This window comes from Actinocrispum wychmicini (assembly GCF_004345645.1).
GTDB lineage: Bacteria > Actinomycetota > Actinomycetes > Mycobacteriales > Pseudonocardiaceae > Kibdelosporangium > Kibdelosporangium wychmicini.
Map to the genome: position 1 here is coordinate 110,392 of NZ_SLWS01000021.1, position 26,521 is coordinate 136,912.

25 protein-coding genes are annotated in these 26,521 nt (G+C 69.5%); 13 read left to right on the forward strand and 12 right to left on the reverse strand.

The window, feature by feature from the left end; all coding sequences use genetic code 11:
- The first annotated feature begins 274 nt into the window (after positions 1-274).
- The 4 genes from EV192_RS51790 to EV192_RS51805 all read left to right on the forward strand — a co-directional run bounded on the left by EV192_RS51790 (position 275) and on the right by EV192_RS51805 (position 6,936).
- Positions 275-2,389, forward strand: coding sequence for a non-ribosomal peptide synthetase (locus tag EV192_RS51790; protein WP_165961047.1), 2,115 nt, complete (start codon positions 275-277; stop codon positions 2,387-2,389).
- A 32-nt stretch (positions 2,390-2,421) separates the two neighbouring features.
- Positions 2,422-3,672, forward strand: a complete 1,251-nt coding sequence (locus EV192_RS51795) for a sensor histidine kinase (RefSeq protein ID WP_132126208.1) — start codon at positions 2,422-2,424, stop codon at positions 3,670-3,672.
- Complete coding sequence (locus EV192_RS51800) at positions 3,660-4,304, forward strand: response regulator (RefSeq protein ID WP_132126209.1); 645 nt, start codon at positions 3,660-3,662, stop codon at positions 4,302-4,304. The genes EV192_RS51795 and EV192_RS51800 overlap by 13 nt, the downstream gene beginning before the upstream one ends.
- Positions 4,305-4,512: 208 nt before the next feature.
- On the forward strand, positions 4,513-6,936 hold the full coding sequence (locus EV192_RS51805) for an FtsX-like permease family protein (RefSeq protein WP_132126210.1): 2,424 nt from the start codon (positions 4,513-4,515) through the stop codon (positions 6,934-6,936).
- On the opposite strand, the gene EV192_RS51810 is transcribed toward EV192_RS51805, so the two are convergent.
- Positions 6,929-9,163 (reverse strand): TOMM precursor leader peptide-binding protein, encoded by a 2,235-nt coding sequence (locus EV192_RS51810; RefSeq protein ID WP_132126211.1) that lies wholly within the window; start codon positions 9,161-9,163, stop codon positions 6,929-6,931. The genes EV192_RS51805 and EV192_RS51810 overlap by 8 nt on opposite strands.
- Positions 9,164-9,196: 33 nt before the next feature.
- Positions 9,197-9,346 (reverse strand): hypothetical protein, encoded by a 150-nt coding sequence (locus EV192_RS54490; protein WP_165961048.1) that lies wholly within the window; start codon positions 9,344-9,346, stop codon positions 9,197-9,199.
- 182 nt (positions 9,347-9,528) lie between these two features.
- Between EV192_RS54490 and EV192_RS51815 the strand changes: the two genes are divergently transcribed.
- Positions 9,529-10,467 carry a DUF2207 domain-containing protein gene (locus EV192_RS51815; protein ID WP_132126212.1) on the forward strand — a complete coding sequence of 313 codons (939 nt, stop codon included), beginning with the start codon at positions 9,529-9,531 and terminating at the stop codon, positions 10,465-10,467.
- A gap of 17 nt (positions 10,468-10,484) precedes the next feature.
- Here EV192_RS51815 and EV192_RS51820 read toward each other — a convergent pair whose 3' ends face one another.
- The 4 genes from EV192_RS51820 to EV192_RS51835 all read right to left on the reverse strand — a co-directional run bounded on the left by EV192_RS51820 (position 10,485) and on the right by EV192_RS51835 (position 14,121).
- Complete coding sequence (locus tag EV192_RS51820; RefSeq protein ID WP_132126213.1) at positions 10,485-11,201, reverse strand: hypothetical protein; 717 nt, start codon at positions 11,199-11,201, stop codon at positions 10,485-10,487.
- Between the two features lie 91 nt (positions 11,202-11,292).
- Entirely contained in the window at positions 11,293-11,637 is a 345-nt protein-coding gene (locus tag EV192_RS51825; RefSeq protein ID WP_132126214.1) for an MmcQ/YjbR family DNA-binding protein, read from the reverse strand.
- A gap of 19 nt (positions 11,638-11,656) precedes the next feature.
- On the reverse strand, positions 11,657-12,676 hold the full coding sequence (locus tag EV192_RS51830; protein ID WP_132126215.1) for an alpha/beta hydrolase: 1,020 nt from the start codon (positions 12,674-12,676) through the stop codon (positions 11,657-11,659).
- A 56-nt stretch (positions 12,677-12,732) separates the two neighbouring features.
- Positions 12,733-14,121, reverse strand: a complete 1,389-nt coding sequence (locus EV192_RS51835; protein ID WP_132126216.1) for a cytochrome P450 — start codon at positions 14,119-14,121, stop codon at positions 12,733-12,735.
- A 107-nt stretch (positions 14,122-14,228) separates the two neighbouring features.
- Here EV192_RS51835 and EV192_RS51840 point away from each other — a divergent pair, with 107 nt between their 5' ends.
- Positions 14,229-15,050 carry an SAM-dependent methyltransferase gene (locus EV192_RS51840; protein ID WP_132126254.1) on the forward strand — a complete coding sequence of 274 codons (822 nt, stop codon included), beginning with the start codon at positions 14,229-14,231 and terminating at the stop codon, positions 15,048-15,050.
- 4 nt (positions 15,051-15,054) lie between these two features.
- Here the strand turns inward: EV192_RS51840 and EV192_RS51845 are convergent, their stop codons facing one another.
- On the reverse strand, positions 15,055-16,266 hold the full coding sequence (locus EV192_RS51845) for a PP2C family protein-serine/threonine phosphatase (RefSeq protein ID WP_132126217.1): 1,212 nt from the start codon (positions 16,264-16,266) through the stop codon (positions 15,055-15,057).
- A 26-nt stretch (positions 16,267-16,292) separates the two neighbouring features.
- A complete protein-coding gene (locus EV192_RS51850; protein ID WP_132126218.1) occupies positions 16,293-17,228 on the reverse strand; it encodes an NADP-dependent oxidoreductase in 936 nt (311 codons plus the stop codon).
- Positions 17,229-17,329: 101 nt separating this feature from the next.
- Between EV192_RS51850 and EV192_RS51855 the strand changes: the two genes are divergently transcribed.
- Entirely contained in the window at positions 17,330-18,271 is a 942-nt protein-coding gene (locus EV192_RS51855; protein WP_132126219.1) for a GlxA family transcriptional regulator, read from the forward strand.
- On the opposite strand, the gene EV192_RS51860 is transcribed toward EV192_RS51855, so the two are convergent.
- On the reverse strand, positions 18,236-18,895 hold the full coding sequence (locus EV192_RS51860) for a TetR/AcrR family transcriptional regulator (RefSeq protein ID WP_132126220.1): 660 nt from the start codon (positions 18,893-18,895) through the stop codon (positions 18,236-18,238). The two genes, EV192_RS51855 and EV192_RS51860, sit on opposite strands and share 36 nt — an antisense overlap.
- A gap of 141 nt (positions 18,896-19,036) precedes the next feature.
- Between EV192_RS51860 and EV192_RS51865 the strand changes: the two genes are divergently transcribed.
- Together EV192_RS51865 and EV192_RS51870 are read left to right on the forward strand one after the other, a co-directional pair.
- A complete protein-coding gene (locus EV192_RS51865) occupies positions 19,037-19,729 on the forward strand; it encodes an SRPBCC family protein (protein WP_132126221.1) in 693 nt (230 codons plus the stop codon).
- Between the two features lie 27 nt (positions 19,730-19,756).
- Positions 19,757-20,149, forward strand: a complete 393-nt coding sequence (locus tag EV192_RS51870) for a hypothetical protein (protein ID WP_132126222.1) — start codon at positions 19,757-19,759, stop codon at positions 20,147-20,149.
- Here the strand turns inward: EV192_RS51870 and EV192_RS51875 are convergent.
- Positions 20,114-21,100 carry a sigma-70 family RNA polymerase sigma factor gene (locus tag EV192_RS51875; RefSeq protein ID WP_132126223.1) on the reverse strand — a complete coding sequence of 329 codons (987 nt, stop codon included), beginning with the start codon at positions 21,098-21,100 and terminating at the stop codon, positions 20,114-20,116. The two genes, EV192_RS51870 and EV192_RS51875, sit on opposite strands and share 36 nt — an antisense overlap.
- 120 nt (positions 21,101-21,220) lie before the next feature.
- Here EV192_RS51875 and EV192_RS51880 point away from each other — a divergent pair, with 120 nt between their 5' ends.
- The gene (locus EV192_RS51880) at positions 21,221-21,805 is read left to right on the forward strand and encodes a dihydrofolate reductase family protein (RefSeq protein WP_132126224.1); all 585 of its coding nucleotides are present in this window, start codon (positions 21,221-21,223) and stop codon (positions 21,803-21,805) included.
- Between the two features lie 343 nt (positions 21,806-22,148).
- On the opposite strand, the gene EV192_RS51885 is transcribed toward EV192_RS51880, so the two are convergent.
- Positions 22,149-22,394, reverse strand: coding sequence for a hypothetical protein (locus EV192_RS51885; protein ID WP_132126225.1), 246 nt, complete (start codon positions 22,392-22,394; stop codon positions 22,149-22,151).
- 420 nt (positions 22,395-22,814) lie between these two features.
- Between EV192_RS51885 and EV192_RS51890 the strand changes: the two genes are divergently transcribed.
- The 3 genes from EV192_RS51890 to EV192_RS51900 are packed head-to-tail and all read left to right on the forward strand — an operon-like array spanning position 22,815 to position 25,499.
- The gene (locus tag EV192_RS51890; RefSeq protein ID WP_165961049.1) at positions 22,815-23,573 is read left to right on the forward strand and encodes a sensor domain-containing protein; all 759 of its coding nucleotides are present in this window, start codon (positions 22,815-22,817) and stop codon (positions 23,571-23,573) included.
- Positions 23,574-23,576: 3 nt separating this feature from the next.
- Positions 23,577-25,067, forward strand: a complete 1,491-nt coding sequence (locus tag EV192_RS51895) for a hypothetical protein (protein WP_132126227.1) — start codon at positions 23,577-23,579, stop codon at positions 25,065-25,067.
- A gap of 12 nt (positions 25,068-25,079) precedes the next feature.
- The gene (locus tag EV192_RS51900) at positions 25,080-25,499 is read left to right on the forward strand and encodes a hypothetical protein (RefSeq protein ID WP_132126228.1); all 420 of its coding nucleotides are present in this window, start codon (positions 25,080-25,082) and stop codon (positions 25,497-25,499) included.
- On the opposite strand, the gene EV192_RS51905 is transcribed toward EV192_RS51900, so the two are convergent.
- On the reverse strand, positions 25,486-26,475 hold the full coding sequence (locus tag EV192_RS51905) for an Lrp/AsnC family transcriptional regulator (protein ID WP_243727625.1): 990 nt from the start codon (positions 26,473-26,475) through the stop codon (positions 25,486-25,488). The two genes, EV192_RS51900 and EV192_RS51905, sit on opposite strands and share 14 nt — an antisense overlap.
- Positions 26,476-26,521: the final 46 nt, after the last annotated feature.

The window sequence follows — 26,521 nt, forward strand, 5'->3', positions numbered from 1 at the left end:
TCAACGGTCGGTTTCAGTCTGGTACGGGACATCTGGGTGCGCCTCCCCCTACGAACAGAATTCATGGATCAGCGCACGAACAACCCGCGGACTCCCCCCAGCCAGAGCCACCAGTCGTCCCCACACGAAGGGGGTTGGTCGGCGTTGGCTCCCCGATGCTACCCACGAAACGGCGGCACCCGAAACCCCCGGGAACGACAACACTGTTGCGCTTTTGGTTACTTCCCCACCGGTGTACGCTGGCTTGAGCTGGGGAGCGACGGGTGGGAGCACGGTGACTTCGAGCGAGTCGGAAATCGCCGCCGCACTGGCTGTTCTGCGTTGCTACAGCGGCTCGTCCAAGGTCTCGGTGCGGCATTACGGCCGTGTCTCGACCAGTTCGGCCGACGTCGACGACACCTTCGCCCAGTTCAGCGGAATCCCACCGGAAGCGACGTTAGCGACCGTTAACGGCCAGCTCAGGCTGCGGTTCACCACACCTGTGCCGTTCGCCGACCGGATGGCCGAGGATCTCGCCGTCGCGCTGGCCCGGCTGCGCGTGAACCCTGCCCTGACCGGCGGCGACATCCTGCCCGAACCGGCAACGGAACGGCCGCCCAACAGGTGGCCATCGCTGCCCATTGAGGCAGACCAGTCCATTCCGGCGGCATTCTGGGCCCAAGTGGACTCTGATCCCTCGCGGCCGGCACTGATCGCGGGCGATGTCGCGCTCACCTATGGCGAACTCGGTGCGCGTGTGGCGTGCTGCGCCTCGCTGCTGCGCGATGTCCAGCCGGGACAGCGAGTCGGTCTGCTGTTGGATCACGGCCCGGACACCGTCGTCGCCATCCTGGCCACGTTGACGCTCGGCGGGATCTACGTCCCGTTGGATCCACGCTATCCACGGGCACGGTTGGCCGCGATGGCCAAGGTTTCGGTGATCGTCACCCAGTCGGCCCACCGGGATCTGGCGGGCCAATTGGCGGACGTCCCTGTGCTGGACTTCGCCGACGCACCAGTCCGCGCCGATCGTCCGATTCCTCGCGCGCTGGAACCGGGCGCGCCCGCGTACATCCTGTACACCAGCGGCTCGACCGGCACGCCCAAGGGTGTCGTGCAGAACCATCGCAACGTCCTGCACCAGGTCCGTCTCCATCGGACGAACCTGGCGATCACCCCGGCCGACCGAGTCAGCGTGGTGTCCTCGTTCAGCTTCGACTTGGCGGTCACCGACATGTTCTCGGCGCTGCTGACCGGCGCCTGCAGCGTGCTGGTCGACGTCCGCGCGGCGGGCCTCACCGGACTCGCGGACGCGCTCCGCCGACATCGGGTCACGATCTACCATTCGACACCAACGGTTTTCCGTTACCTCACGGACTGTCTCACACCTTTGCCCGACCTGCGCGTGGTCGTGCTCGGCGGCGAGCCAGTGACCCACGCGGATCTGGAACGGTGCCGAGAACACATGCCGCCCCAAGGGGTTCTCGTCAACGGTTACGGCGCGACCGAGGTCAGTTTCGCCGTGCAGAACCACATGCCCATGACAGCGGAGGACATCGGCGTGCTGCCGATCGGCCGACCGCTCAACGGCATGCACGTGAGCCTGCTCGCCGCCGACGGCTCGCCGTCCGCCGTGGTGGGCGAGATCGCCGTCAGCAGTTCATATCTGGGGTCCTATGCGGATGATCCTGACTCGGCCAAGTTCGACACCGATCACCGGGGTCGGCGCCGATATCGAACCGGCGACATCGCCCGCAGACTGCCCGACGGCCAACTGGTCTACTTGGGACGGCGCGACCGCCAGGTCAAGATCCGTGGCCACCGGGTCGAACCCAGCGAGGTCGAGCTGGCCATCGAGGCGATCCCGGGCGTCACCCGAGCCGTCGTCACCGGCGTCGAACACACACTCCGTGCGTTCGTCACCGGCAACGAACTGCGAGGCGACGACGTCCGTGCCGCACTGGCCCACACCCTGCCCGACTACCTTGTGCCCACCGCCGTGACCGTGGTTCCGCACATCCCGCTGACCCCAACCGGGAAAGCCGACCACACAGCTCTTCTCGCCCTCGAACCCCCCAGCGACACCACACCGCCACCCACCGCCGGACTCGAGAGTGTCATCGCCGAAGTCTGGTCCGACGTGCTGGGCCGCGCCGAAATCGGCCGGCACGACCGGTTCTTCGACGTCGGCGGCCACTCCCTGCTGGCCGCGACCGTCCACCACAGACTGGCCAAGGTCCTGACCCGAGACATCCCCCTCACGGCGATCTACGCCCACCCCACCATCGCCACCCTGGCCGACTACCTCCGGACCGGCGGCCCCACCACCGCCACAGCCACCATCACCGACCGAATGACCCGCCGCCGCCAACGAGGCAACGCCCGGGACGCCCACCGCCGGCCCACCTGAGCACATCCCGGCGGTGCGGGCACACTGGTGACGTGATCACCCAGAGGGTCCGGGAGGCGGCCCGGGCAGCAGGCACGTTGCTGACCGGGCTGGCCGTCGGGCTGGGAGCGGTGGTCCTGGTGCTGACGTGGGTGCTGGCGGCTGTGTTGAGTGTGGTGGGGATCGGTCTTCCGCTGCTGCTGGCGGTGTCCGGGGTGACCAGGAGGGTCACCGGGTGGGAGCGGCGGCGGTTGGGGCGGGTGCTGGGCCGGGTGGTGCCGCAGCGGTATCGCGAACCACCGGACGCGACTGTGGTGGCGCGGGTGAAGACCCTTGTGGGTGACTCGGCGACCTGGCGGGATGTCGGCTGGTTGCTGGTCGCGGCCACTGTGGGGGTGGGGCTCGGGGCCGCGGTGGCGTATCTCGCGTTGGGTGCTGTGAACGCGATCACGGTGCCGCTGTGGTGGTGGGTGCTGGCGCCGGGGGATCCGGTGACGCCGTTGCCGGGGGTCGCGGTGACGAACTGGTGGCGGGCGGCAGCGGTGCCGCTGGTCGGGTTCGCGTATCTGGCTCTGCTGCTGTACACGCCTCCGGTGGCGGGCATCTACGCGCGGTTCGGCGCGCGCGTGTTGTCCCCGGCGCCGTCGACGGAGTTGGCGGAGCGAGTGGACTTCCTGTCACGTACCCGTGCCGAGGTGTTGGAGGCGCACGGCACCGAGTTGCGGCGGATCGAACGGGATCTGCACGACGGGCTGCAGTCCAAACTGGTCAATGCGAACGTCTACCTGGGACTCATCGACCAGGCGCTGGAACAGGGGCATCCGGCGCGGGAGTTCGCCGGGCCGGCCCGCGGCCAGATCCAGGCCGCGCTCGCCGACCTGCGGGCGGTGGTCCGCAGCATCTACCCGCCGATCCTGTCCGACCGGGGGCTGACCGGCGCGTTGCGGTCGATCGCGGCGGACAGCGCGATGCCGTGCGAGCTGGTCGCCGACGATGTCGGTGACCTGCCGGCGGCCATCGAGTCGGCGGCGTACTTCGGCGCCAGCGAGGCGTTGACCAACGCGGTGCGGCACGCTCGTCCGACGCGGGTCCGGATCACCGTCGAGCGGTCCCCGGATGTCCTGGTCGTGCGGGTCGCCGACGACGGGATCGGCGGCCTGGAGGACGTGCTGCGCGACGGCGCCACCGGCACCGGCCTGGCGGGGATCCAGACCAGGCTGCGCGCGTTCGACGGTAAGTTCACTGTCGTCAGTCCGGTCGGCGGCCCGACCGAGGTGAGGATGGAACTGCCGTGCGTGTGGTGATCGCGGAGGACGAGCCGTTGCTGCGAGCCGGCCTGTCGTTGCTGCTCAGCGGCAACGGGTTCGAAGTCGCCGCCGTCGGGGACGCGGAAGCGCTCACCGCCGCGCTGGCCGACGAACGTCCGGACGTGGTGGTCACCGATGTCCGGCTGCCGCCCGGATTTCGCGACGAGGGCCTGCGGGCCGCGGTCGCGGCCCGCCAGAAGTACCCGGGGCTGCCGATTCTGGTGCTGTCGTCCTATGTGGAGAAGGAGTACGCGCGGGAACTCCTGTCCGACGGTCAGGGCGGTGTCGGGTACCTGCTGAAAGACCGGATCGGCGACGTCGCGGGGTTCGTCCGGTCGGTACGGCGGGTGGCCGAAGGCGGCACCGCGATCGACGCCGAGGTCGTGGCCCAACTCGTCGCGCGCAGCCGGCCGGACCCGTTGGCCGCGTTGACCCCTCGGGAACGCGAAGTGCTCGCACTCATGGCCGAGGGACTGGACAACGTCGAGATCGCCGAGCGGCTCGTGGTCACCGAACGGGCGGTGCTCAAGCACGTCGGGAACGTGTTCACCAAGCTCGACCTGGCGCCCACCGGCGCCGGGCATCGACGGGTCCGGGCCGTACTGGCCTACCTGCGGCAGCACGACTGAGCACCACCACCATGGTGCACTGAACTACACCCCCGACAAGCGTTCGCACACCGCTGTGCGGCGCGGCCGGCGTTCCTAGTGTCGAGATCGCACACGACATGGAGGGACGAACAATGGCCGACCGACACGAGGAACCGCGGCGGATCTGGCCGTGGGTTCTGCTGGTGGTGCTCCTGGTGGGGATCGCGATCAACGTGGCGCTCACCGTATGACGCTCCTGCTGGCCCTGCGCAGGCTCGGCGGCAACGGCGCCACGCTCGTCGCCCTGATCGCGACCAGTGTCCTGCTCGGGATGTCCGGCTCCCTGCTGGCCGCGGGAGCCAACGAAATCCCGCCGCAGCGGTACGCCGGCGCTCCGATCGTGGTGGGCGGCAACAGTTCGGCCGTCGTCCACAGGTCCGGCAAGGACAAGACAGTCGACCTGCCCGGACCTCGCCCAGTGCCGCCCGAGGTCGTGGACACGATCCGCCGCCACGTCCCCGCGGACGCACGCGTGATCACCGACGTGACCGCCCGAGTCGCGGTGGGTTTCGCGGGAAACTGGACCCCGGTCGTGGCCCACGGCTGGTCCGCGACCCAACTCGGCCCGTCGCGGCTCGTCACGGGCACGACGCCGGCCGGTCCGGACCAGGTCGTGGTCGACGACTCCTTTGGCTGGGCACCGGGCACGGTCGTCCAGGTGCTCACCGACGCCGGTCCGCAGGCCCGCACCGTGGTCGGCAGGGTCGCCTTCCCCGGTGGGGCTCCGGCGGTCTACCTGTCCGACGACGCGGTCGCCACGCTGGCCGAACGCCCGGCGATCGCGGCCGTAGGGATCATCGCGGACCCCACCAAGGTCGCGGACGACCTGCGCACTGCCCTCGCCGACGCCAACGTGGTGGTGCGGACCGGGGACGGGCGCGGCCGGATCGAGTTCCCCGACATCGCACACGCCCAGAACGACCTCAGCACGCTGTCCGGGTCGCTGGTGGCCATCGTCGTGATGGTCGCCCTGGTGATCGTCGGCAGCACGTACGCCCTGGCCATGGCCCGCCGACGCAGGGCCATCGCCACACTTCGCGCCCTCGGAGCCACGCCGAGACAGCTGGAGCGGCTCGCCACCGTCGAGATGGCCGGGGTCGGCCTCGTCGCCGGCCTGCTCGGTCTGGTTCCGGCGGCCGTGCTGACCACGGCGTTCGACTGGCTGATGCGGACGGTCGGGCTCCTCCCCGCCGACCTGCACCTCACCCTGGGGGTGCTGCCATCGGTGGCCGCGGTCGTGCTCACCACGGTGATCGCCGCCGTGACCGGGTGGGCGGCCGGCCGCCGAACCGCCGCCGTCTCCCCGACAACCGCCCTGGCCACGGCCGAGAACCAGGACCAGCCGACGCCGCGCTGGCAGGCCGTGCTCGGCGGCGTCCTGGTCGTCCTCGGTGTCGCGGCGGCGCTGCTGCCACTGCTGGTCGACGGCATCGTCGGGGTGGCGGTGGCCGGCGGTGGTGGTCTCCTGCTCGTCGCCGGCACCGCGTTGCTGACCCGGCCACTGGTGGGCCTGCTGTTCCGGCTCGTCGCCCGCCGGCTGCTGGCGTCCCGGGTGCCGCACCGGTGGCTGGCCGGCGCCGGCATGTCCGGCCAGACCACCCGGCTGGCCGCCGCCGTCGCGCCGATGCTGCTGATGGTCGGCATCTGCCTGGTGCAGGTCCTGCTTCCGGCGTCGTTCGCGGCCGCGGCCCAACAACAGGCCGCCGCCGGGCTACGCGTGCCGCAAGCCGTGATCGCTCCTGGATACGGCCTGCCCAGCCGCGAACTCGGGGTGGCCGTCGCCCGCCAGCAAGTGATCGGCGTCACCACAGTTCTCGACGGCCCCGAGACGTTCAAGTACACCGCGACCGGACTGCGCGGACCCGTCTCCCCCACGCTCGACCTGGCACTGCGACCGGGATCGACCTGGAACCCCACCACCTCGCTAGGACCCGACCAGGCCGTGATCGGTGCCAGCACCGCGGCGACCCTCGGCGCGCACGTCGGCGATCGCGCCGAACTCGTGCTCGCCGACGGCACCACCGTCACCCCGACCGTGGTCGGCGTGTCCGATCGTGGCATCGGCCTCGGCGACGTGCTCCTCGACTACGCCACCCTCACCAGCCACCGGCCCACCACCGGACCGGCAGGGCAGGCCGCCGACCTCCTGCTGCTGCCCACTCCCTCGGACCGGCTGCCCTACGGCCTGGCCGTATCCGCGGCGGACGCGTTCGGGGCCGGTCGCGGCGCGACGAGCAGCGGGATCGCCGCCAGCACGATCCCGTTGATCGCCCTGTTCGGCTACATCGCGGTGGCCGTGACCAACAGCCTCGTCCTCTCGGTGACCAGCAGGACCACCACGTTCCGGATGCTGCGCCGGACCGGTGCGGACCGAAAGCAGCTCGCCCGGTCCCTGGTGGTCGAGGGGATCACCGTGGTGGTCGCCGCCGTCGGCCTGGGCACTGCGGCCGCGCTGCCGCCCATGGTCACAGTCGCCACCAGGCTGACCGCCAGCCCGTGGCCCACGGTTCCGCTGTGGTTCTACTTGGCCGTGATCACCACGGTGTCGGTGCTCGCCATGGCCGCGGTGATCCTCCCCGGACGCCTGGTGCTGAAGCGGGATCTCAGATGAACAGCGGCGTCGGGTTGAGCTCCTCGTACGGTGTCGGCGACGGGAGCCTGCCGAGCCGAACCGGGACGTCGAACAGGCGACCGGGTGCGTAGCGCGCCCAGAAGCTGCGCATGCCCGGCACGATCACCTTCACCACCGGCAGCCCGATGTCCGGCCTGGTCTGGTCCAGCACGAACACCTCAAGCCGCAACGACTCCACCCGACGACGCACGTGCTCGACGTCGTCAAGCAGGTCCGGAGTGGACACATAGGCGTAGTCCGCCGGTTTCCGCGGCGGGACACCCGGATCCGCCACCAGGTACGGCTGGTTGCGGATCGTCGCGGTCCGCCACCAGTTCACCGGTTCCGCCGCTGTCCACCCGTACCGGCCGTCCGGCCCGATGTCCGTGACCGCCGGCATGAGCTGGTTCATCTCGGTCAACGCCCGGCGCAGGGCCACCCGCGGGTCCAGGTGCGCGCCGAACCCGAACATGATGTCCTCGGACCCGCCGTCGACCCGCCTGGACAGGGCCACCATCGCCGGGATTCCCGAGTCCGCGGTCAGGTCCAGCGCCCACACCTCGCGGTTGAGTCCATTGTGGACGTCACGGAGCTCGTCGAGCCACGGGTCCACGAACGCGGTCAGGTCCACGGCGGGCTGCCGGGTCCGGTTGTACCACCAGATCGCGACCGAGTCCCGCTCGACCAACTCCAGCAGCCCTTGCAGCACAGCGTCTTCAAGACTGCCGCCGGCGGCGTTGCCGTTGGAGTCGGCGTACAGCGAGCCCGAGCCCGGCGCGCCGTAGTACAGCATCGCCGTGGGCAGCAACCGATGCCGTTCGTTCGTCAACGACCACACCGGTGTCCAGTCCTGGACGGCGTTGTCGTCGAACGGATCCGGCACGTGCTGGAACGACGAGTGCGACGCGTTCCACGCCGACCGGTTCGAATACTGCCGTTCGTCGAACAGCTGACAGGCGGCCGGGTGAATGGCCCGCTCACCCAGTGACCGGTAGCTGCCGCGGACCCGTTCCTCGTCGCCGTGGAAGAAACCGGAATGCCGTTCGAGCGCCTCACACATCGCGCTTACCTTGCCGTGCAAGGGTGTGACGCCTTTGCCGCCGTTCTCCACGCGGGGTTCGGCGCGCAGGTCGATCATGGTGCGTCCGCCGACGGCGACGTTCGGTCCGGCGCGGAACGAGTTGAAGAACGCCGGTCCACGAGTGTGCTGCGTGATCTCCTTGATCACACCGGTGACCGGGCTGATCAGGTGCTGATAGGACTCAAGAATCTGTTGCGGTGCGCGGGTTCGGTGCCCACCGGCGTTGTCGGAGGACTTCCGTCGGCTGGTCAGGATCACCGGCCGCCGGGCCTGTACGCCCATATACGTGGGATCCCCGCAGTGCTCGCACTGCGGGCGGCGGCGGAACTCGTGGTGCCGGCCCGCCAGTTCCACGCTGTCCAAGGTGAAGACGCCGCGTTGGCCCGGATACCGGTAGCCGGCCAACCATTTGGTCACTTCGAGCACCATCATGTTCGTGGCCATCGCGTCCAGCGGCCGCAGCGACGCGACCGGACACGCGGCCGGGCCGATCCGTCCCAGCCTGGCCTGCACGTGGGCTTCCGCTTCCCGGTGCGCCCACAGCCGGTTCGCCAGGCAGTGCCAGCACCCCGTCTCGGGCGGGTCGAAGAACGGGCCGATCCACACCTGGACGCCCACCAGCTTGGCGAGCAGCCACGGTCGACGGGTCGCGCGGTGTGCCGCGTCGATGTCGGCCAGGTCCGGCGACAGGTAGTCGTCACACAACACGACCGTCAGATCGGCGTCCCCCTGCCCCACGGTGAGTCCCGCCTCGCACAGGCCGGCCAGCGCGAGCGCCGGATCGACGTCCCGGGTCGCGACCACCTGGACCTGTTTGCCCGTGGGGTCCGTGGTGGCGTCCAGGCCGGCGGCCTCCCAGTAGGCCCTGGCCCGCTCGCCCGCGCCGGACCCGGGCGGCGGGCCGAGGGTGAGCAACCCGGCCTGGTCGAGCCGGGTGATGAACCTGCCGACCTGCTCCGGCGCCATGCCGGCGGGGGGATCCCGGAGCAGGCTCGCCAGGTCCCGGGTGCAGTCCAGGAGTGGGGCCAGGGTCTCGGCGTCCGAGCCTTTGAGCGCGGTCACCCCGCGTTCGGAAAAGAGATAAACGGCCTCGCCTTCGACCACTTCGACCCGCAAATGGCGTTTGAAACCCACCACTCTGCCCATTGGCTCACCCGGAATGGTCAATGTCGATATCTCCTAGGACGCGACCACCAGGTTGATCGTTACCGTACAGGCACCAGAACGCCCTCGTTCGGTGTTCCCCGACCGGTCGAACTCCACGATGTCCAAGTCGCTGTCGGCGGCCAACTCGAGGTCCACCAACGACATCACCGCATCACTGATCACAGTTTCCCTCTCCTCGATTTCCCCACTTGGACAGGTCGACAAAAAAGCTGTCAGGCACCTCGGAAATAGTCAAGACCCGTGCTGTCTGACAAGTCCAGTTGGATCCGAGGCCGAGCGCAACCGGTGGGCGGCGGCCTGCGTCATAGTCGGCGGAGGGATCCGACGGAGGGGGAGGTCGAGTGATGTCGAAAGCAGCTCGGTTCGCTGTGACCGGGGCGCTGGCGCTGGGCGCCACCCTGGCCTTGGCCCCGGCGGCGTCGGCCGAACCGGGGGAACAGATCACGTCGTACAACGTGGCCGTCACGATCGCCGCCGACGGTCACGCGCATGTCGTCGAGACGATCGGCTACGACTTCGGCACCAACCAGCGCCACGGCCTCACCCGCACGGTCCAGGGCCGGACGTTGGCCACGCCGGCGACGGTGTCCAGCCCGGACGGCGCGCCGACCGCGGCGACCACGTCCGGAAACACCATCAAGGTCGGGGACCCCGCCGTCACGGTGACCGGGGCGCACACCTACGTGCTGACCTACGACACCCCCAGTGTGGTGAACCCGGCGGGTACCGGCAACGCCTCGGTGGACTGGACCGTGGTGGACGGCAGCTGGGACGTCCCGATCCTCTCGGTGGCCGGGACGATCACCGCTCCGGCCACCGCGACACTCAGCCGCTGCACGCTGTCCGGGGCTCCCTGCGCCGTCACCTCCGTCACCGACACCGTCATCAACGTCCACCAGGACAACATCCGGCCGCACCAGACCCTGACGGCGACCACGACCTTCTCCTCGGCCGGCCTGGCGCTGGCCGTCCCGTCCTACACGTACACCTACCCGTACCCCGACCCGAGCGCCACGGCGAACACCTTGTCCTCACCCAGCTCGTCCAGCGGGTCGTCGGGCCTCTTCTGGGTGCTCGGGATCGGCGTCGTGGGGCTCGCCGTGGCCGGAATCGCTCGGGGCGCCAAAGGATCGGGGAGCCGGGGATCGAACTCGTGGTACGACAGCGGCAGCAGCTACAACTCGTACAGCGACAGCAGCAGCAGCTCCTCCTACGACAGCGGCAGCTCCAGCAGCTGGTCCGACAGCGGCGGCTCAAGCTCGTCCGACAGCGGCAGTTGGTGACGCACCTACCTCAGGTGCTAGGGGTAGCCGCGCAGTCCGACGTACGTGACCAGTGACATCGCGTTGGTGTTGGCCGCCGCCGGCACGCCGAGCCGCCGGCTGAGCAGGTGCGTGAACGCGCCGCAGCCATGCGGGCCGGGTACCGCGAAGGCGTTGTCGGCCATGGCGAACCGCAGCACCGGCGGGTTCGTGGAGATCACGTCCGGCCCGGCGGTCCGGAGTGGTTGGAAGACGATCGGGTCCGTGTCGTCGCCGATCGTGCAGCTCTTCGGAACGAGCGGGGAGGTCACCCCGACTTTGAGGTGCTGGGTGCCCATCCGGTCGCCGACCGAGAGGAAGTCGGAGAACCCGGCGTAGCGAACCTGGATCCGCAGCCGCAGCAACGGGTTGCGCTCGGTGCCGGGAACGCCGAACAGGCCGCCGGGCACCTCGACCGGCTCCGCCTTCAACGAACCGAAGACCTGGGCGTACTTGCCGTCCAGCCGGCCCTCGGCGAACGTCAGCCGCATCGTCCCGAGCGGCTGCTCGGCGAGCGCGCCGAACCGGGCCGTGCCGGTGGAGACCAGGTTCTCGCAGCGCCACTGCGCCGGATCGGCACCGGCCGGGAGCGCCGGGCAGTCGGTGAAGTCGAACTTCGGCGGCGCCGCCGGCGCCGCGGACGCTGTGTGGACGGTCAGACCGAGCAGCGTGGTCGCGGCCAGAGCCGCCGCGGCCGTACGAAGTAATCGTGTCATTCTCATGCCTGTAGAGGCTTCCTGCTGACCGGCCGGCCATGATCAGGGAAGTCCCCGGTTTCCACCCCGAACGGACCCTGACAGCGAACACCTACCAGGGGTACGGCAGCGCCTGGACCAGTTCCTCGGGCGCGGTCAGCCGCCACGCCTCGTAGACCAGTTCGGACAGTTCGTCCGCGTCGATCCCGGCCAGCTGGACCACGACCCAGCCGAACCCGCCGGACGTGAACTGCTCCTCGAACACGTCCGGCCGCTCGGCCACCAGCGCCCGCTGCTCGGCGATCGTCTGCTTCAACCCGACGGTCTGGGTGCGCGGCCAGTAGTACCCGAATCGTTTGCCGCGGACGCTGAAGGACGTGTACCGGCTGTTCTCGGCCCGTTCGACGTCCGTCAACTCGCCGACGAGCCGGTGGAACCTGTCACTCCGCACACCCACATGGACATTCTAGGTACGGTTATCGGCCCACCGTGTCATCGGCCCAGGCCACCACGGCCGCGTGGTACACCGGTGCGTCCGGGGCGAGGTTGAGGGAATGGCCGTAGCTGTGCAGGACGAACGTGTGCAGGTGGGCCTCCGGCGAGTAGGCCGGCGCTTCGGACTCGTACAGCGATTCGGCGGTGTCGCAGTCCGCCGCGAGGAGGCCGCAGAACGCCGGGTCGTCGCCCATCGCCAACATGACGGGGACTGTGATGCGGCGTGAGTACGGCAGGACGGCGCCGAGCAGCACGGTGTCGACGACCTCGCCGGCGGCGAACGCGTCCTTTGTGGCCTCGTCGGTGTTGTCGACGCCGAGCACCGGCAGGCCGGGCTGGTGGAAGTCGGCGTACCGGGAGCCGGCGACGGTGGTGAGGTAGCCGAGGTCGTAGCCCTTGGTGATGAACCGGGGGTCGAGGCTCGCCGGGGTGAGCGAGGCGACGATCGGGACCGCGCCGAGCGCGTTGACGCCGTGGGTGAGGCCGGTGATCAGCACCCCGTCGACGTCGTGGTACGTGCCCGCCTCGATCATGGCGATGGCCGACCCGACGGAATGGCCGCCGAGGATGACCTTGTCGAACTGCGGCGTGCCGGTACCGGTGCGCAGCGCCTGGATGGCCTGGTGCACGACCGTGGCCTGGGTGAAGGAGGTCAGCAGGGCGCTGGCCGGTCGGCTGCTGCGGCCGGTGCCGAGCCGGTCGATGGTCAGGGTGGCGTAGCCGGCGTTGTTCATCGCCAGCCGGTACGACCGAGTTTCCGGGGTGTACGGGAAATCCCAGTACGAGCTGTTGTAGCTGGCGCCCGGGACCAGGACCTGCACCGTGCGCGAGCCGGCCGGTGTGCACAGCCGGCCGTACAGGGTCTGGGCGGATCCGACCAGGCTGACCGGCAGGTTCAGGTCCTGACACACCAGTTCCGGTTGCGCGCCCTGGGCGGGCGCCGAAAGACCGAGCGCTCCGGATGCCAGTACGGCGGTCAGGGCAAGAACGACGCGGCGCATGCGCACAGCAAAAACCTCCACAAAGGACTCTTCGGACGGAACGGCACCCGGGACGATCAACCCCGGGGAACAACGGTCATCGGCAACCGGTCCGGGTAGGCCGCACCGGTGACCTTGACGCGGACTTTCTTGCCCGGCAACGGAACCAGCCGCCACCGCGAGCCGATGGTGGCCGCGGCGACGGCGATCTCGGTGAGCGCGAAATGGTTTCCGATGCACCTGCGGTTGCCGTCCCCGAACGGCAGGTACGCACCCGGCGGCAAGACCTTCCCCGGCGCCCAGCGGTCCGGGTCGAACCGGCCGGGATCGGCGAAGAACCGCGGATCGTGGTGCAGGGCATGCGGACTGAAGCTGATCTCGGTGCCGGCCGGGACGCGGGTCCCGCCGAGGACGACTTCGGTGTTGGCGCGCCGCATCAGCAGCCAGATCGGGTAGCGGCGCAGCACTTCCCGGACGACGCGGGCGGTGTAGGGCAGGTTCGGCACGTCGGCGTGGGTCACGGCCCGACCGGCGAGCACCTCGTCGAGCTCCTGGTGCCACCGCCGCTCGACGTCCGGATGGCGCGCGACTTCGTGAAACAACCACGACAACGCCAGGCCGGTGGTCTCGATGCCGCCGGTCAGCAAGGTGACGACCTCGTCGTTCAACTGCTCGTCGGTCATCCCCGCCCCGGTGTCGTCGTCCTTGGCGGACAACAACATCGACAACACGTCGCCGCGATCTCCAGCCGTGCCACGGCCTTCGTCGATCACGTCCTGAACGCTGCCGCGCAGCCGGCTGATCGCCTCGTCGAACCGGCGGTTGCCGGGGATCGGCAGGCGGGCGACGAACCCCGGGGACAGGGCCCGGATCATGCCCTGCCGGATCACCACCGGCATGAACCGCTGCGCCTCGGCGATCAACGTCTCCCCGAGCTCGGTGGCGAACAGCGTGCGTCCGACGACCACGACCGAGAGCTGCTGCATGGCCTGGTCGACCGCGACGACCTGGCCGGCCCGCCACGATCCGGCCAGGTCCGCGGCGGTCCGCGCCATCATCGGCGTGTAGCCGGCGATCCGGTTGACGTGGAACGCGGGCTGCACGAGCCGGCGCTGGGTGTCGTGGAAGGTCCCGTTGGACATGGCGATCCCGTTGCCGAAGAACGGCCGGAACCGGTCGAACATCACCCCTTTGTCGAACTTCCGCGCGTCGGTGACCAGCACCTGGTGCACCAGGTCCGGGCTGGTGGCCACATACGTGGGCAGTGGCCCGAGGTACACCTTGACCAGGTCACCCAGTGGAGCCAGCGACGAGGTGAAGCCGAACCGGCGGCGCAGCAAGGACATGGTGTGTCCGAGTACCGGCCAGCGACCGGGCGCGACGGGCACCTGGTCGAGTGTCGCGGTGGCGTGCACGAAGATCCCGCTCCTCGCGGTCGACGAGAGGCCACCTACCGTAGAAGGCATCGGCCGGACAGGCGAGTACACGATCGGGTAGTCCCGTCGGCGGTCGGATGTCGCTACCCTGTACCGCTGCCCGGTGAAGTGGAGGTTCCGGCGTGACCGATCACCAGATGACGCCTCTGGACGCGTGGGTGCCCAGCGGGGTCGACGTCACCGTGCCGAGCATGGCCCGGACCTACGACTTCCTGTTGGGCGGCGGCCACAACTTCGCGCCGGACCGGGAGCTGGCGGCCCGGACCGAGCAGCTGATGCCGGGCGCGGGCAAGGTCGCGCGGATCAACCGGGCGTTTCTCGGTCGCGCGGTCCGTTACCTCGCCGACCGCGGCGTGGACCAGTTCCTGGACATCGGATCAGGCATCCCTACGGTCGGCAACGTCCATGAAGTCGCCCAACGCGCGCTGCCCAACGCGCGCGTGTTGTACGTGGACAAGGACCCCATCGCCGTCGCGCACAGCGAACTGATGTTGACGCACAACGACAACGCCGACATTCTGCGCGCGGACATGCGAGACCCTGCCAGCATCCTGACCAGCGCGCAGGCCCGCCGGCTGCTGGACCTGAGTCGTCCCATCGCGTTGTTGATGGTCATGATGGTGCACTGGGTCCCCGACGCGGACGACCCCCATGCCTTAATCGGACGTTATCGCGACGCCCTGTCGGCCGGCAGCTATCTGGTCCTGTCGCACGTGACCGCCGATCAGCGCCAGGACCAGATCAGCGACGCCCGCAACACCATCGAGCAGTCCCGCAGCGCCGATCACCTCACCCCGCGCACCCACGCCGAAGTCCTGTGCCTGTTCGACGGGTTCGATCTCGTCGAACCGGGCCTGGTGGGCTGCGGACTCTGGCAGCCGGCCGGCCCCGGCGACCTGTCCGACACCAACCACGAGCTCAACGCGCACATCTACGCCGGCGTCGGCCGCAAACCCTGACAGGTCACTCCTTCCCTGCGAGCCGGCGCATCACCAGCAGAGCCGTGTCGTCCTCGGACGACTCCTCGTCGCCGATGAGGGCCCGCATGATGTGTGAGCACACCAGGTCCGCGGGTGCGGACGTGACGGAGTCACACAGCCGGTCCAGGCCCACGTCGATGGATTCGCCGCGCCGCTCCACCAGACCGTCGGTGTAGAAGCACATCGTCGAGCCCACCGGCAGCCGGACCGTCTGGTTGCGGTGCCGCCGCAGGTACCGCAGGCCGATCGGCGGGTCCGGTTCGACGTCGATCAACGCGGCCTGTCCGCCGGGCACGGCGAGGACGGGTGGCGGGTGCCCGGCGACAGCCATGGTCACCGTCTCGTGTCCGGGAGCGACCACGGCGTACAGCACTGTGGCCATCGCGCCGGCTTCGAAGTGGATGGCCTTGCGGTCGAGCCGGTCCAGTACCAGGGCGGGGTCGTCGACCTCAAGCAGCGCGTACGACCGCAGCGCGCTGCGTAACCGGCCCATGATGACCGCCGCGGGCAGGCCATGGCCCATCACGTCACCGATGACGATGCCCAGCCGGTCGCCGGGCAGCGGCAGCACGTCGTACCAGTCACCACCCACCTGCAGGTCCGCGCCTGGCACGTACCGGGCGGCGAACTCCAGGTCGGCCACCCGGGGCAACCGGGTCGGCAACAGGCTGCGCTGCAACGCCGACACCGCCGCGCGTTCCGTACCTGACATCCGTGAGTTGGCCGCCAAAGCGATCCGGTCGGCCACCATCCGCAGCAGATGGATCTCCTCGTCGGTGAAGGACCGCTGGGTCAACGATCCGACGTGCACGACACCGACCAGCCGGCCCAACCCCACCATCGGCACACCGAGCAGGACCTGCAGGCCCTTCTCCCACAGCAGCGAGTTCACCACCGTGGTCTGATCCACGCGGTCGAGCACCACCGGTTCGCCGGCCGCGGCCACCCGGCCGGCGAATCCTTCGCCCATCGGGACGCGGATGCCCTGCTGTACCTCTTCTTCGATCCCCAGCGAGTGGGTGACCACCAACTGCCTCGCGGCGTGATCCAGGAGCAGTACCGTGGCGGTGTCCACCCCCAGCAGCCAGCGCAGGCGTTCCAGCAGCTCACACACCAGTTCGTCGACCCCTAGCTGGGACAACGCCGGATCAGTGACGGCCTCGATCCAACGCACTCGGTCCTCGACGTCGCCCACTTGGACAGGCTAACGGGCATCGACCATCATTCGGCGACGGTGAGCACGAGTTTTCCCGTTGTGCGGCGGGTCTCGCCGCGCCGGTGTGCCTCGGCGGCGTGCTCCAGTGGCAGCACGCCGTCGATCTCGACGCGCAGGTGGCCGTCGTCCACCAGCCCGGCGATCGCCGCCATGCCGGCGTGGTCGGCTTCGACAGTCAGGTACTCCAACCGGACGCCATGCTCTTTGGCCGCGGACTCCATGTTCTCGGTGTGCGAGAAGACGATCGCGATGAGAACGCCGCCGGGGCGCAGGGTGCGCAGCGACCGTGGGCCGTAGTCACCGCCTACCGCGTCCAGCACGACATCGACATCCCTGAGCGCCTCGGCGAAATCGGCCCGGGTGTAGTCGATCACCTCGTCGGCGCCGAGGCCGCGGACGAAGTCGCATTTGGGTCCGCTGGCCGTGCCGATCACATACGCGCCAAGGGCTTTGGCGACCTGCACGGCGACGTGGCCCACCCCGCCGGCCGCGGCGTGGACGAGCACCCGCTGGCCTGGCTGGAGGTCGGCGGTGTCCACCAGGGCCTGCCAGGCGGTGAGCGCGACCACCGGCAGCGCGGCGGCGTGGATGTGGTCGATCCCGGCCGGTTTGCGGACGAAGTTGCGGGCACCGGCGGCCACGTACTCGGCATAGCCGCCAGCGCCCCGTGGATAGTCGAGCATGCCGAAGACCTCGTCGCCCGGCTTGTGCAGCGTCACTCCCTTGCCGACGGCCTCGACGACACCGGACACGTCCCAGCCCACGACGAACGGCGGCGTGCCCAGGTACAGGCCGGTCCGGCGATGCAGCCAGTCGGTCGGGTTGACGCCGGCGGCGTGTACCCGGACGAGGACGTCGCTGGGCCCGACCGCCGGCCGGTCAAGCTCGACGACGTGGAGGACCTCCGGCGGCCCGAAGACCAACTGGCTGATCGCGCGCATCAAAGCGGTTCCTTCCGTGCGGGGGATGACTGAGGACAGCCTGCGGCCACCGACAGCCGGTGGAAAGTGGCCAGATGGACATCCTGTGCAAGGATCGGGCCATGCACCGTGTGGTCGTGCTCGCCCTGGACAACGTCTTCCCGTTCGAGCTGGGGATCCCCGCCCGGATCTTCGGCGCGGCCCGAGGACCCGCGGGCGAGCGGCTGTACGAGGTGGTCACGTGTTCGCTCGACGGCGGCCCGGTCACCACCTCCGAGGACTTCGCCATCGCAGTGAAACACGGCGCCGAGGCGCTCGCCACCGCGGACACCCTGGTCATCCCGCCGTTCCTCTGGGAGTCCACGGACACGGTGGAACCGCCTGCCGATCTCTTCGCCAGGTTGCGGCCGGGCACCCGCGTCGTGTCGATCTGCACCGCTGCGGTCCTGCTGGCCGTGGCCGGCGTTCTCGACGGCCGCCGGGCGACCACCCACTGGATGGAGGCCGAACGCTGCCGTTCCCTGTTCCCCCAAGTGAAATGGGACGCGGACGTGTTGTTCGTGGACGATGGCGACGTGCTCACCTCGGCCGGCGTGGCCGCCGGAGTGGACCTGTGCATGCACATCGTCCGCCGGGATCACGGCAGTGAGGTGGCGAACCGCGCGGCCCGCCACTGTGTCGTGCCACCCTGGCGCGACGGCGGGCAGGCCCAGTACATCGAACGCCCGGTGCCGGGCCCGTCGACGGCCGCGACCGCGGCCACCAGGGACTGGGCGTTGCAGCGGCTCGAACACCCCCTGCCGTTGACCGAACTGGCCAGGCACGCCCGGATGAGCGTGCGGACCTTCAGCCGTCGCTTCCGGCAGGAAGTCGGGACCAGCCCCGGCGACTGGCTGATCCGGCAACGCATCGAACTCGCCCGGCACCTGCTGGAAGCCAGCGACCTCTCGATGGACCAGATCGCCCACCGCACCGGCCTCGGCACCTCGGCCTCACTGCGCCAACACCTGCACGCCACGATCGGCGTGTCACCGCTCGCCTACCGACGGACGTTCCGCGGATAGCAGGTCCGCCAGTTCGTCGGCGATGAGCAGGTCAGGGTCGAACTTCATGCCGGTGAAATGCCCGGCGAGCTCAAGCGAAAGCACGCCGTGCAGCCGAGTCCAGAAGGACAAGGCCCGGTGCAGGGTGGCCGCTGAGGCCGGGTGGCCGTTGGCCCACTCACGGTGGTCTTCGAGGTGGGCGTCGAACGGCGTTGCCGGCTTGTCCGTCGACGCGCAGGCTTCGAGCAGCACCGTCATCACCTCGAACGAGATCGCGGTGGTGTCGTCGGGCGCGTGGTAGCCGGGAACGGGCGTGCCGTAGACGAGGAAATACCGCTGCGGGTCACGCCGAGCCCACCCTCGAATGACCCCGGCCAGCCCAACCAGGTCGGCACCGGCGTCGAACGCCTCCCGCACGGCGTCGGCAAGACTCCGGTAGGCATCGCGGATGAGCGCGGTGATCAACTCATCGCGACTGGCGAAGTACCGGTACAGGGCAGGACCGCTCATGCTCATCTGCCTGGCGATCGCGTTGAGCGACACCGCGGAAACCCCAGCGGCGGCGATCTGCGCCCAAGCATGCTGCTTGACCTCCGCCCGCACCTGGGCCCGATAACGCTCCCGCGGCCCATCCACGTCCGTCATCAGCCCTCCTTCCCTCGTCGGCGTGACACTCACTCTAGTTAGAACCTCTCACTTTTGCTATTGACACTCAACGCCGACTGGTTATAGCTTCTAACTACAGTGAGAGCCACTAACGCAGCCGAGGAACCAGGAGACGAACCAATGACCACCAACCCATCCACGCCGAACCCACAGACCTCCGCCCACTCCCCGCGTGCAGTCGCCGGCTCCACCCGCCGCCAGGCCCGGGTGCGTACCGCCTTGCTCGCGATCCCGTTGGCCGCCGCCGGGTTTCTCGGCACCGCCACCGTCGCGTCGGCTCAGACCGCCGCCGCTCCAACGAGTTCGTTGACCTGCCGGGGCCAGGGCATCGATCCCACAGCCAAGCTCCACCACCGGACCGAGACCTTCATCAAGGCGCCGCTGAGCACTGTCTGGAAGCTGCACACCGGTGTCGAGGGCTGGCCGTCCTGGCAGGCTGCCGTCACCAGCATGAAGCGGCTGGATCCGGGGCCACTGCGGGCGGGGTCGCGGTTCCAGTGGACCACCCCGGCACCCCCCACGCCCACGACCCCCGCCACCACCCTGGTGATCACCTCGACCGTCCAGCAGGTCAGGCACGACCAGTGCATCCGGTGGACCGGGCCGGCGATCGGCGACGGACTGCGCATCGACCGTGGCGTCCACGTCTGGAACTTCACCAAGGTCAACGGCGGCGTCCTCGTCCGCACCGAGGAAAGCTGGACCGGCCAACAAATCGAAGCCGACCCGGCCACCGCCATCAAATACCTCGCACCGGGTCTCGACGCCTGGCTGGCCGACCTCAAGTCCGCCGCCGAAGCCTGCCACCACTGAGCAAACCAACCGCCACCGGAGAAGACAATGAACAGCACCACCGCCAACGCCACTTCCGCCCGCACCGCCAACCGCACCTCGTTGGCCGTCCTCGTCGCGGCCTGGGCTGTCCCGGCCGTCGTTCTCGGCCAGTTCGCCCTGATCGCCGGCATTCCCATCGCGGTGCTGCTGATCGGCACCTTGCGCGATCCCCGTCTACGCGCACTCCGTTGGTGGACCGGCGCCCTCACCGCGGTCTATGTCGTCCCACTGACGCTCTGGCTGATCGACCCAAGCAGCGCGCCGAGCCTGTCGAAGTACCTGAGCCCTGTCGCCACCGCGCTCTTCGTCGCGACCGGCGTCGTTGTCGCCGTCGCGCACCACGTTCTGCGCCGGCGCTCCGCCTCAAAACTCGCGACTCGGCCCGAGGGATCGCGGTAGCCCGAACGCCGCGAGCATGTGGTTCTCGAACCGGGTCATGGCCTGGATTCGGTCGCCGGTGAGGGTGAGCACGTACAAGCCGGTCCCGTGCCGGATCCCGGTGGCGGAGCGCAGGTACGCCCCGAACGCCGGCTGGCCGTTGGCCCGGGTCGGCACCAGGTCGAACCGGCGGCCGGCGCCGAAGATGCCGGCGCAGAACCGGGTCACGACCTCCCGGCCCTCGTATTCCAGGGGCAGCGGCGGCATGGCCATGAAGACGTCGTCGGTCAGCAGGGCCACCAGCGCGTCGATGTCCGCGGTCTGCCAGGCTTGGACGAAGTTCGCCACGATCGCGTTCTCGGCGGGTGAGTCCGCGACGGGTGCCGGTTCCGACTGGCGGCGTCGCAGGCCGGCACGTGCCCGTTTGAGAGCGCTCTTGACCGACTCGACGGTCGTGTCCAACATGTCGGCCACTTCGTTCGCGTGGAATCCGAGGACGTCACGCAGGATGAGGACGGCGAGTTGCCGGGGCGGCAGCATCTGCAGCGCAGTCACGAAGGCCAACGAGATGGATTCGGTCTGCTCGTAACGTGCCTCGGGGCTGAGCTCGGCGAGGAGCGCGTCGGGATACGGCTCCAGCCAGACGACCTCGCCGAGCCGGGTCGGCTCCGGCGGTTCGACCCCGGGGATGTCCCACGCCTTGGCCGGACGCCGGCCAGCCGAACGAAGCGTGCTCAAGCACCGGTTGGTGGCGATCCGGTACAGCCAGGTACGCAGCGAGGCGCGACCGTCGAACCCGCCAAGACCCCGCCAGGCGGACAACAACGTGTCCTGCAGGGCGTCCTCCGCGTCCTGGAACGAGCCCAGCATCCGGTAGCAGTGCACGTGCAACTCCCGGCGGTACGGCTCGGTCAACGCCCGGAACGCGTCGTCGTCCCCGTCCCGGCCGCGGGCGATCAAGTCGGCGGTCATCAGCTCCATAGTCCTACGGACACCGGCCGAGGGCCAAAGGGGGCGGTGGACGAGCGCCTCTTTTCCCGGTGTCGCGTCGTCTGTCTCAGGGCAAGCGACAACACGACAAAGGAGAACCCCATGGGCAGGATCATCGTCAGCGCGAACGTCTCGCTCGACGGAGTCATCCAGGACCCGACCGGCGAGGAGGGCCTCGGGCGCGGCAACTGGTTCGGCCGGATCGCCGACCAGGACCGCGCGGAGTGGGCCAAGGCCGAGACCGAGGAGGCGATGGCGGCGGAAGGCCTGCTGATGGGGCGGCGCAGCTACGCGTGGTTCGTCAAGCGCGGCTGGCCGTCCCGGACCGGCGAGTGGGCGGACCGGTTGCGGAGCCTGCCCAAGTACGTCGTCTCCTCCGCCGCCCTCGAAGGTCCCGAGTGGACGAACTCGACCGCCCTGACAGGCGACGTGGTGACGGAGGTCTCAAAGCTGAGGCAACAGGTGACGGGGGACATCGTCGTGTACGGCAGTGGTCGTCTCGTGCACACGCTGACCGAACACGACCTTGTCGACGAGCTGCGGCTGATGACGTACCCGTTCGTGGTCGGGGCGGGCGAGCGCCTCTTCGGCGAGACCAGCGCCGTGAAGCCGATGCGCCTGATGACCACCCGCACGATCGGCGACGGCATCGCATTCCTCACCTACCAGCCTGTCCGGGACGCATAGGCAAATTCGCCGATCTCCCAAAAACCATCTGGTTGTCATGGGATTCTCATGTGGATGGGCCCATTGTTCTTGGTGGAGGCCCGGAACGGCCGGATGAGCTTGGGAGGTGTGGTTCGGCATGGACGGATCAGGGGGATGGGCCGACGGCCAAGTGCCGCCCGGCCCAGGACCGGTACAGCCAGGACCGGTTCAGCCACGGCCGGTCGACCCGGAACCGGTGGCATCGGGACCCGTTGACTCAGGGCCGGTTGACCCGGAACCGGTCGAATCACGGGCGGTTGACCCGGAACCGGTGGAATCAGGGGCGGCTGACTCGGGACTGGTTGACTCAGGGCCGGTCGACTCAGGGCTTGGTCAGCCAGGCCCGGGTCAGCCGGTACCGGTACAGCCAGGCCTGGCTGTACCGGTACCCGTTCACACAAGGCTGGATCCACCGCTGCCAGGCCCGGCCGAGCCGACGCCCAGTCAATCGCGGCTGGATCAGCCCCAGCCGGTCCCACCAGGCCCGGCCGAACCAACGCCCATCCAATCGCGGCTGGACCAGCTCCAGCCGGCACAGCCAGGCCCGGCCGAACCGACGCCCGGTCACTCAAGGCTGGATCAACCGCTGCCGGGCCAGGGCGAGCCGACGCCCGGTCAGTCGAGGCTGGAGCCACCGCTGCCGGCACAGCCGGGGCAGGTCGAACAGGCGCCCATTCCCTCGTGGCTGGACCAAGCGGTGCCCACCCAGGCAATCCCGGGACATCCGGTGCCTCCTCAGCCGAGCCCGAATCAACCACTGCCCACTCAGCAAGGCCCCGGTCACCAGGTGCCCACGTACCCAGGCCCCAGTCAGCCGGCGCCCACTCAGCCAAGCCTGAGTCAACCGCTACCCATCCAGCCAAGCCTGAGCCAGCCCCTACCCATCCAGCCAGGCCCCGGGCAGCCAGGCCTGAGTCAACCTCTGCCCATCCAGCCAGGTCCGGGCCAGCCGATGCCCCCTCAGACCGGCCCCTTTCAGTCGGCACCGATGAGTCCGCCCGGGGGTTGGCCGCCGCCGTCGATGGCCACGCCGACCCCGCGGACACCGCCGGGATGGCCCACGCCACCGGATCCGGCGGCGGCCCGACGGCGACGGAAGCGGCGGTTGTGGCTGGGTGCGGCTGCGGTCGGGGTCGTGGTGGCGGTCGGGGTTGGGTGGTTGGTCTGGCCGGAGTCGGGGCGGCCCAAGCCGGTGCCGGGCACGGTTCAGGCGAACGTGCTCTCGCAGGAGGAGGTCAGCAAGGTGGTGGGGACCACGTTGACCGCCGAGACCGGGATCAGTGAGCCGCCGCCGGCGCTGATCGTGGACCCGACCACCTGTGAGGTGGCCGCGGGTCCGGCGACGCAGTCGGTGTACGCGGCGGGGTGGACGGTGTTCTGGTCGGTGACCGCGCAGGACATGGATGACGTCGCCGATCACGCGGTGACCCAGGTGCTCGGCGTTTATCCGGACCGGGAGAAAGCCGGAGCGGTGTTCCGCACGTTGGCGGAAGGCGTCGGGAAGTGCAAGTGGGCGATGCGCAGCGACGACGAGGACAGCACGAAGTGGAACTACAAGGTGGGTACCGAGACGTCGGACGCGTTGTCGTGGACCGCGACCCAGGATGCCGGTGAGGGGTGGGCCTGCTATCGCGAGGCACGCCTGAAGGGCAACACGGTTCTGCAGGTGGCGGTCTGTCAGGCAGGCGACGGGCAGGCGTCCGCCGCGAAGATCGCCGACCAGGTTGCCGGCAGGGTGGGGGGCTGATCCGTGGTCAGGACGACGCTGCGGCGGCTGCTGTGCCTCCTCCTGGTGGCGATACTCGCGCTGACCGCGGCGGTACAGCCCGCGTTGGCCTTGCCGCCGATCTATGCAGCCACTCACGACGGGGACGATGACGACCCGGCGGACGGGCTCGAACCCCTGGACGCGGACCCCAGCCTCCCCGCCGACCTGCTCGACCAGATCGCCCAACTGAACCAGCAGCTGGTCGACCTCGCTCAGCAGGCGCGGACGCTGCAGTCCCAACAGCAGTCGCTGGAACAGCGGTCCCAGTCCCTCAGCGCGCGCAAGCAGGCGCACGAGGGCCGGGTGGCCTCGCTCAAGGCCAAAATGGACGCGCACAATGCCCGGCCGCACGTGTTCCAGCTGCCCAGGCAGGCCGCCGAAGCCAACGCGTACGACGCGGAGGCAGCTCAGCTCAACGCGGAACGGGACCAGCTCAACGCGGAGGCGCAGGCGGGTGAGGCCGAAGCGGCCCAGCTGCGCAACGAGGCGAACCAGCTGAAGTCCCAGGCCGAGGCGGGGAAGGCGGCGGTCGAGCGGCTGCAGGCCACCGCACAGCAGATCCGCCAGCGGATGGCGGCTGTGGCCCAGAAGCGGGCCCAGGTGCGCCCGCCCGCGGCGAAACGGGCGTCGGGTGGTGACGCCGCCCGCCAGTCCGGCCCACGCACCAACTCTCGGGAGACCGGCGGCGACCGCCCGTCCAGGAAGAAGGAAGTCGACACTCTCGACCAGTACGCCAAGGACCGTGGCGCCAAGGTCGACAAGCGGCCGGTCGACGTGCAGGTGGATCCGGACGCGGTGGCCAAGCTGACCGCCCGGGAAGCCGCCGCGCTCAAACTGAACTACAAGTTCCAGGGCCGGGTGCAGAAGCCGGACGGCACCTACAAGGTGCTGCAGGTCGTGCCACGCGGTGCGGAGCCGACGGCGCCACAGAAGGCTTTGGAGACCGTCCTCGCCCGCGGCGGCAAGGTCACCGCCGACGGCGGCAAGACGACCGTCACCGAGGTGGAGCGGGTCGAAGGCAAACCCGTCACCGCCCGGGACATCACCCGCCAGTCGTCGAGCGACGTCGACCGGAAGATCCGCGAGGCGGCCGAGTCCACCGACCCTGACAAGAACGCCGAGGCGGCGATCGCGCGGGCACTGCGGAAATGCATCATCCAGTTCAACGACCCGTTGCCGAGTTCCGGCGGCACGTCGCCCGGCGAGATCGACGCGGGGACCGAGCGGACCATCGTCGAGGTCTACAATGGCAAGCAGGATCTGTTCGACGCGAAGGGATCCCAGGCCGACAAGTACATCAACGACCCGGCCGCGAACCCGGCGGGCAGGCGGGTCGTCTACTACGTGCCGAACCTCAGCGGATCGGAGAACATCGAGACGATCAAGAGGTTCGAGCAGACGTACGGCGTGCGCGTGTTCACGGACGCCGGCAAGCTCCGCAATTTCCTGCGGCGCACGGGCGAGAGGTGCTGAGGGGAGGCCACGGTGAAACCTGTTGCCTTCCTGGTGTTCGGCCAAGACTGGGACTCGGAACGGTTCAAGCAACTCGTGGTGTCCCTCGGCGGCGTCGCCGAGGCGCATTCCTGGGACGCGGTGCTCACCAGGGACGACGCCACCGTGTGGATCACCGTCACACCACCGCTCGAACCCGGGCAACAGTCCCGGAATGTCGGCGCCTACGAAGAAGTCCTCGGGGCCGCACCCCGGCACAAGGTGTCTCTCCAGCTGTCCTCGCGCGGCGACTCGGAATGGCTCGCCGCCGAGATCGTGATGGCCGCGGCGGACGTGTGGAAGCTCGTCGTCGAAGGATTCGACGGCGAGGTGGTGACCGATGACGAGTTCGCCAAACGCGTCGCCAAACGGAAACGTGACCTCTTCCGGTCGCGTCAGCTCAGGCCGGGATAGCCGGCAGCAGCGCGCCGGCACGTTTCAGAGTACGGATCACCGGGGCGGTCTCGATGGCGCGGATCGCGTCCAGCATGCCGACCCGCTCGGTCAGGTACCGGGAAAGGTGCCCCGCGTCGCGACAGTTCACCGCCGCGAGCAGGTTGCTGGGCCCGGTGGTCAGCGAAACCAGTGACACCTCAGGGTGTTCGGCGATCGCCGCGGCGACAGCGGTGAGGCCGGACGGCCGCACGGACATCCACAGCCTCGCCTCGGTGTGGAAACCCAACGCGGCCGGCGGAATGTCCACAAAGAACGCCAGCACGCCAGCCTGACGCAACAGGAAGAGCCGCCGCCGCACGGTCGCCTCGGACCAGCCGGTGGCGGCGGCCAGCTGTGCGTGGCTGGCGCGGCCGTCCTGGGACAGCAACGTCAGCAGCGGCCGGTCGGCGGCGCTGAGTTCGATGTCGTCGGTTTCCGCCACCGGCGGCGGGCTCAGCGCCGCGACCTGCTCGGCGGACAGCACCGCCGCGCCGGTCCAGTCGTTGGGCAGGACGTAACTCCCCAAGAGCAGGTGCGCGGTCACCGACGTGACGCGAGCCGTCCGCGGCAACGCGCGCAGGAGCAGCGCGTCGCTCTCGTCGCGAGTGGGAATCTGTGCGCCACAAGAGATTTCGGTGCCCCCCGACAACAAGTGGACGTACGAGGTGTCGGCGCGTGCGGCAAGGGATTTCGCGATGGGCAGGGCCGCGTCCGGGGCGCACCGCACCCGGATCGTCCACGCGCTGTACCCGAGGCGGCCGCCGTTGAGCGCTCCCACCACGCGCAGCACCCCGGCCGTGCGCAGCCGACGGTAGCGCCGGGCCACGGTGTTCTCCGAGACGCCGATTACCTCGCCGACGTGCCGAAACGGAGCCCGGCCGTCGATCCGCAGGGCGTGCACCAACCCGCGATCCACATCGTCCAGGATGACGGTTTCCGTCTCTGCATGAGCCACCGTGACAGTATCCATGACGAAGACTCGTTTGGCTGGCGGCGGTAAG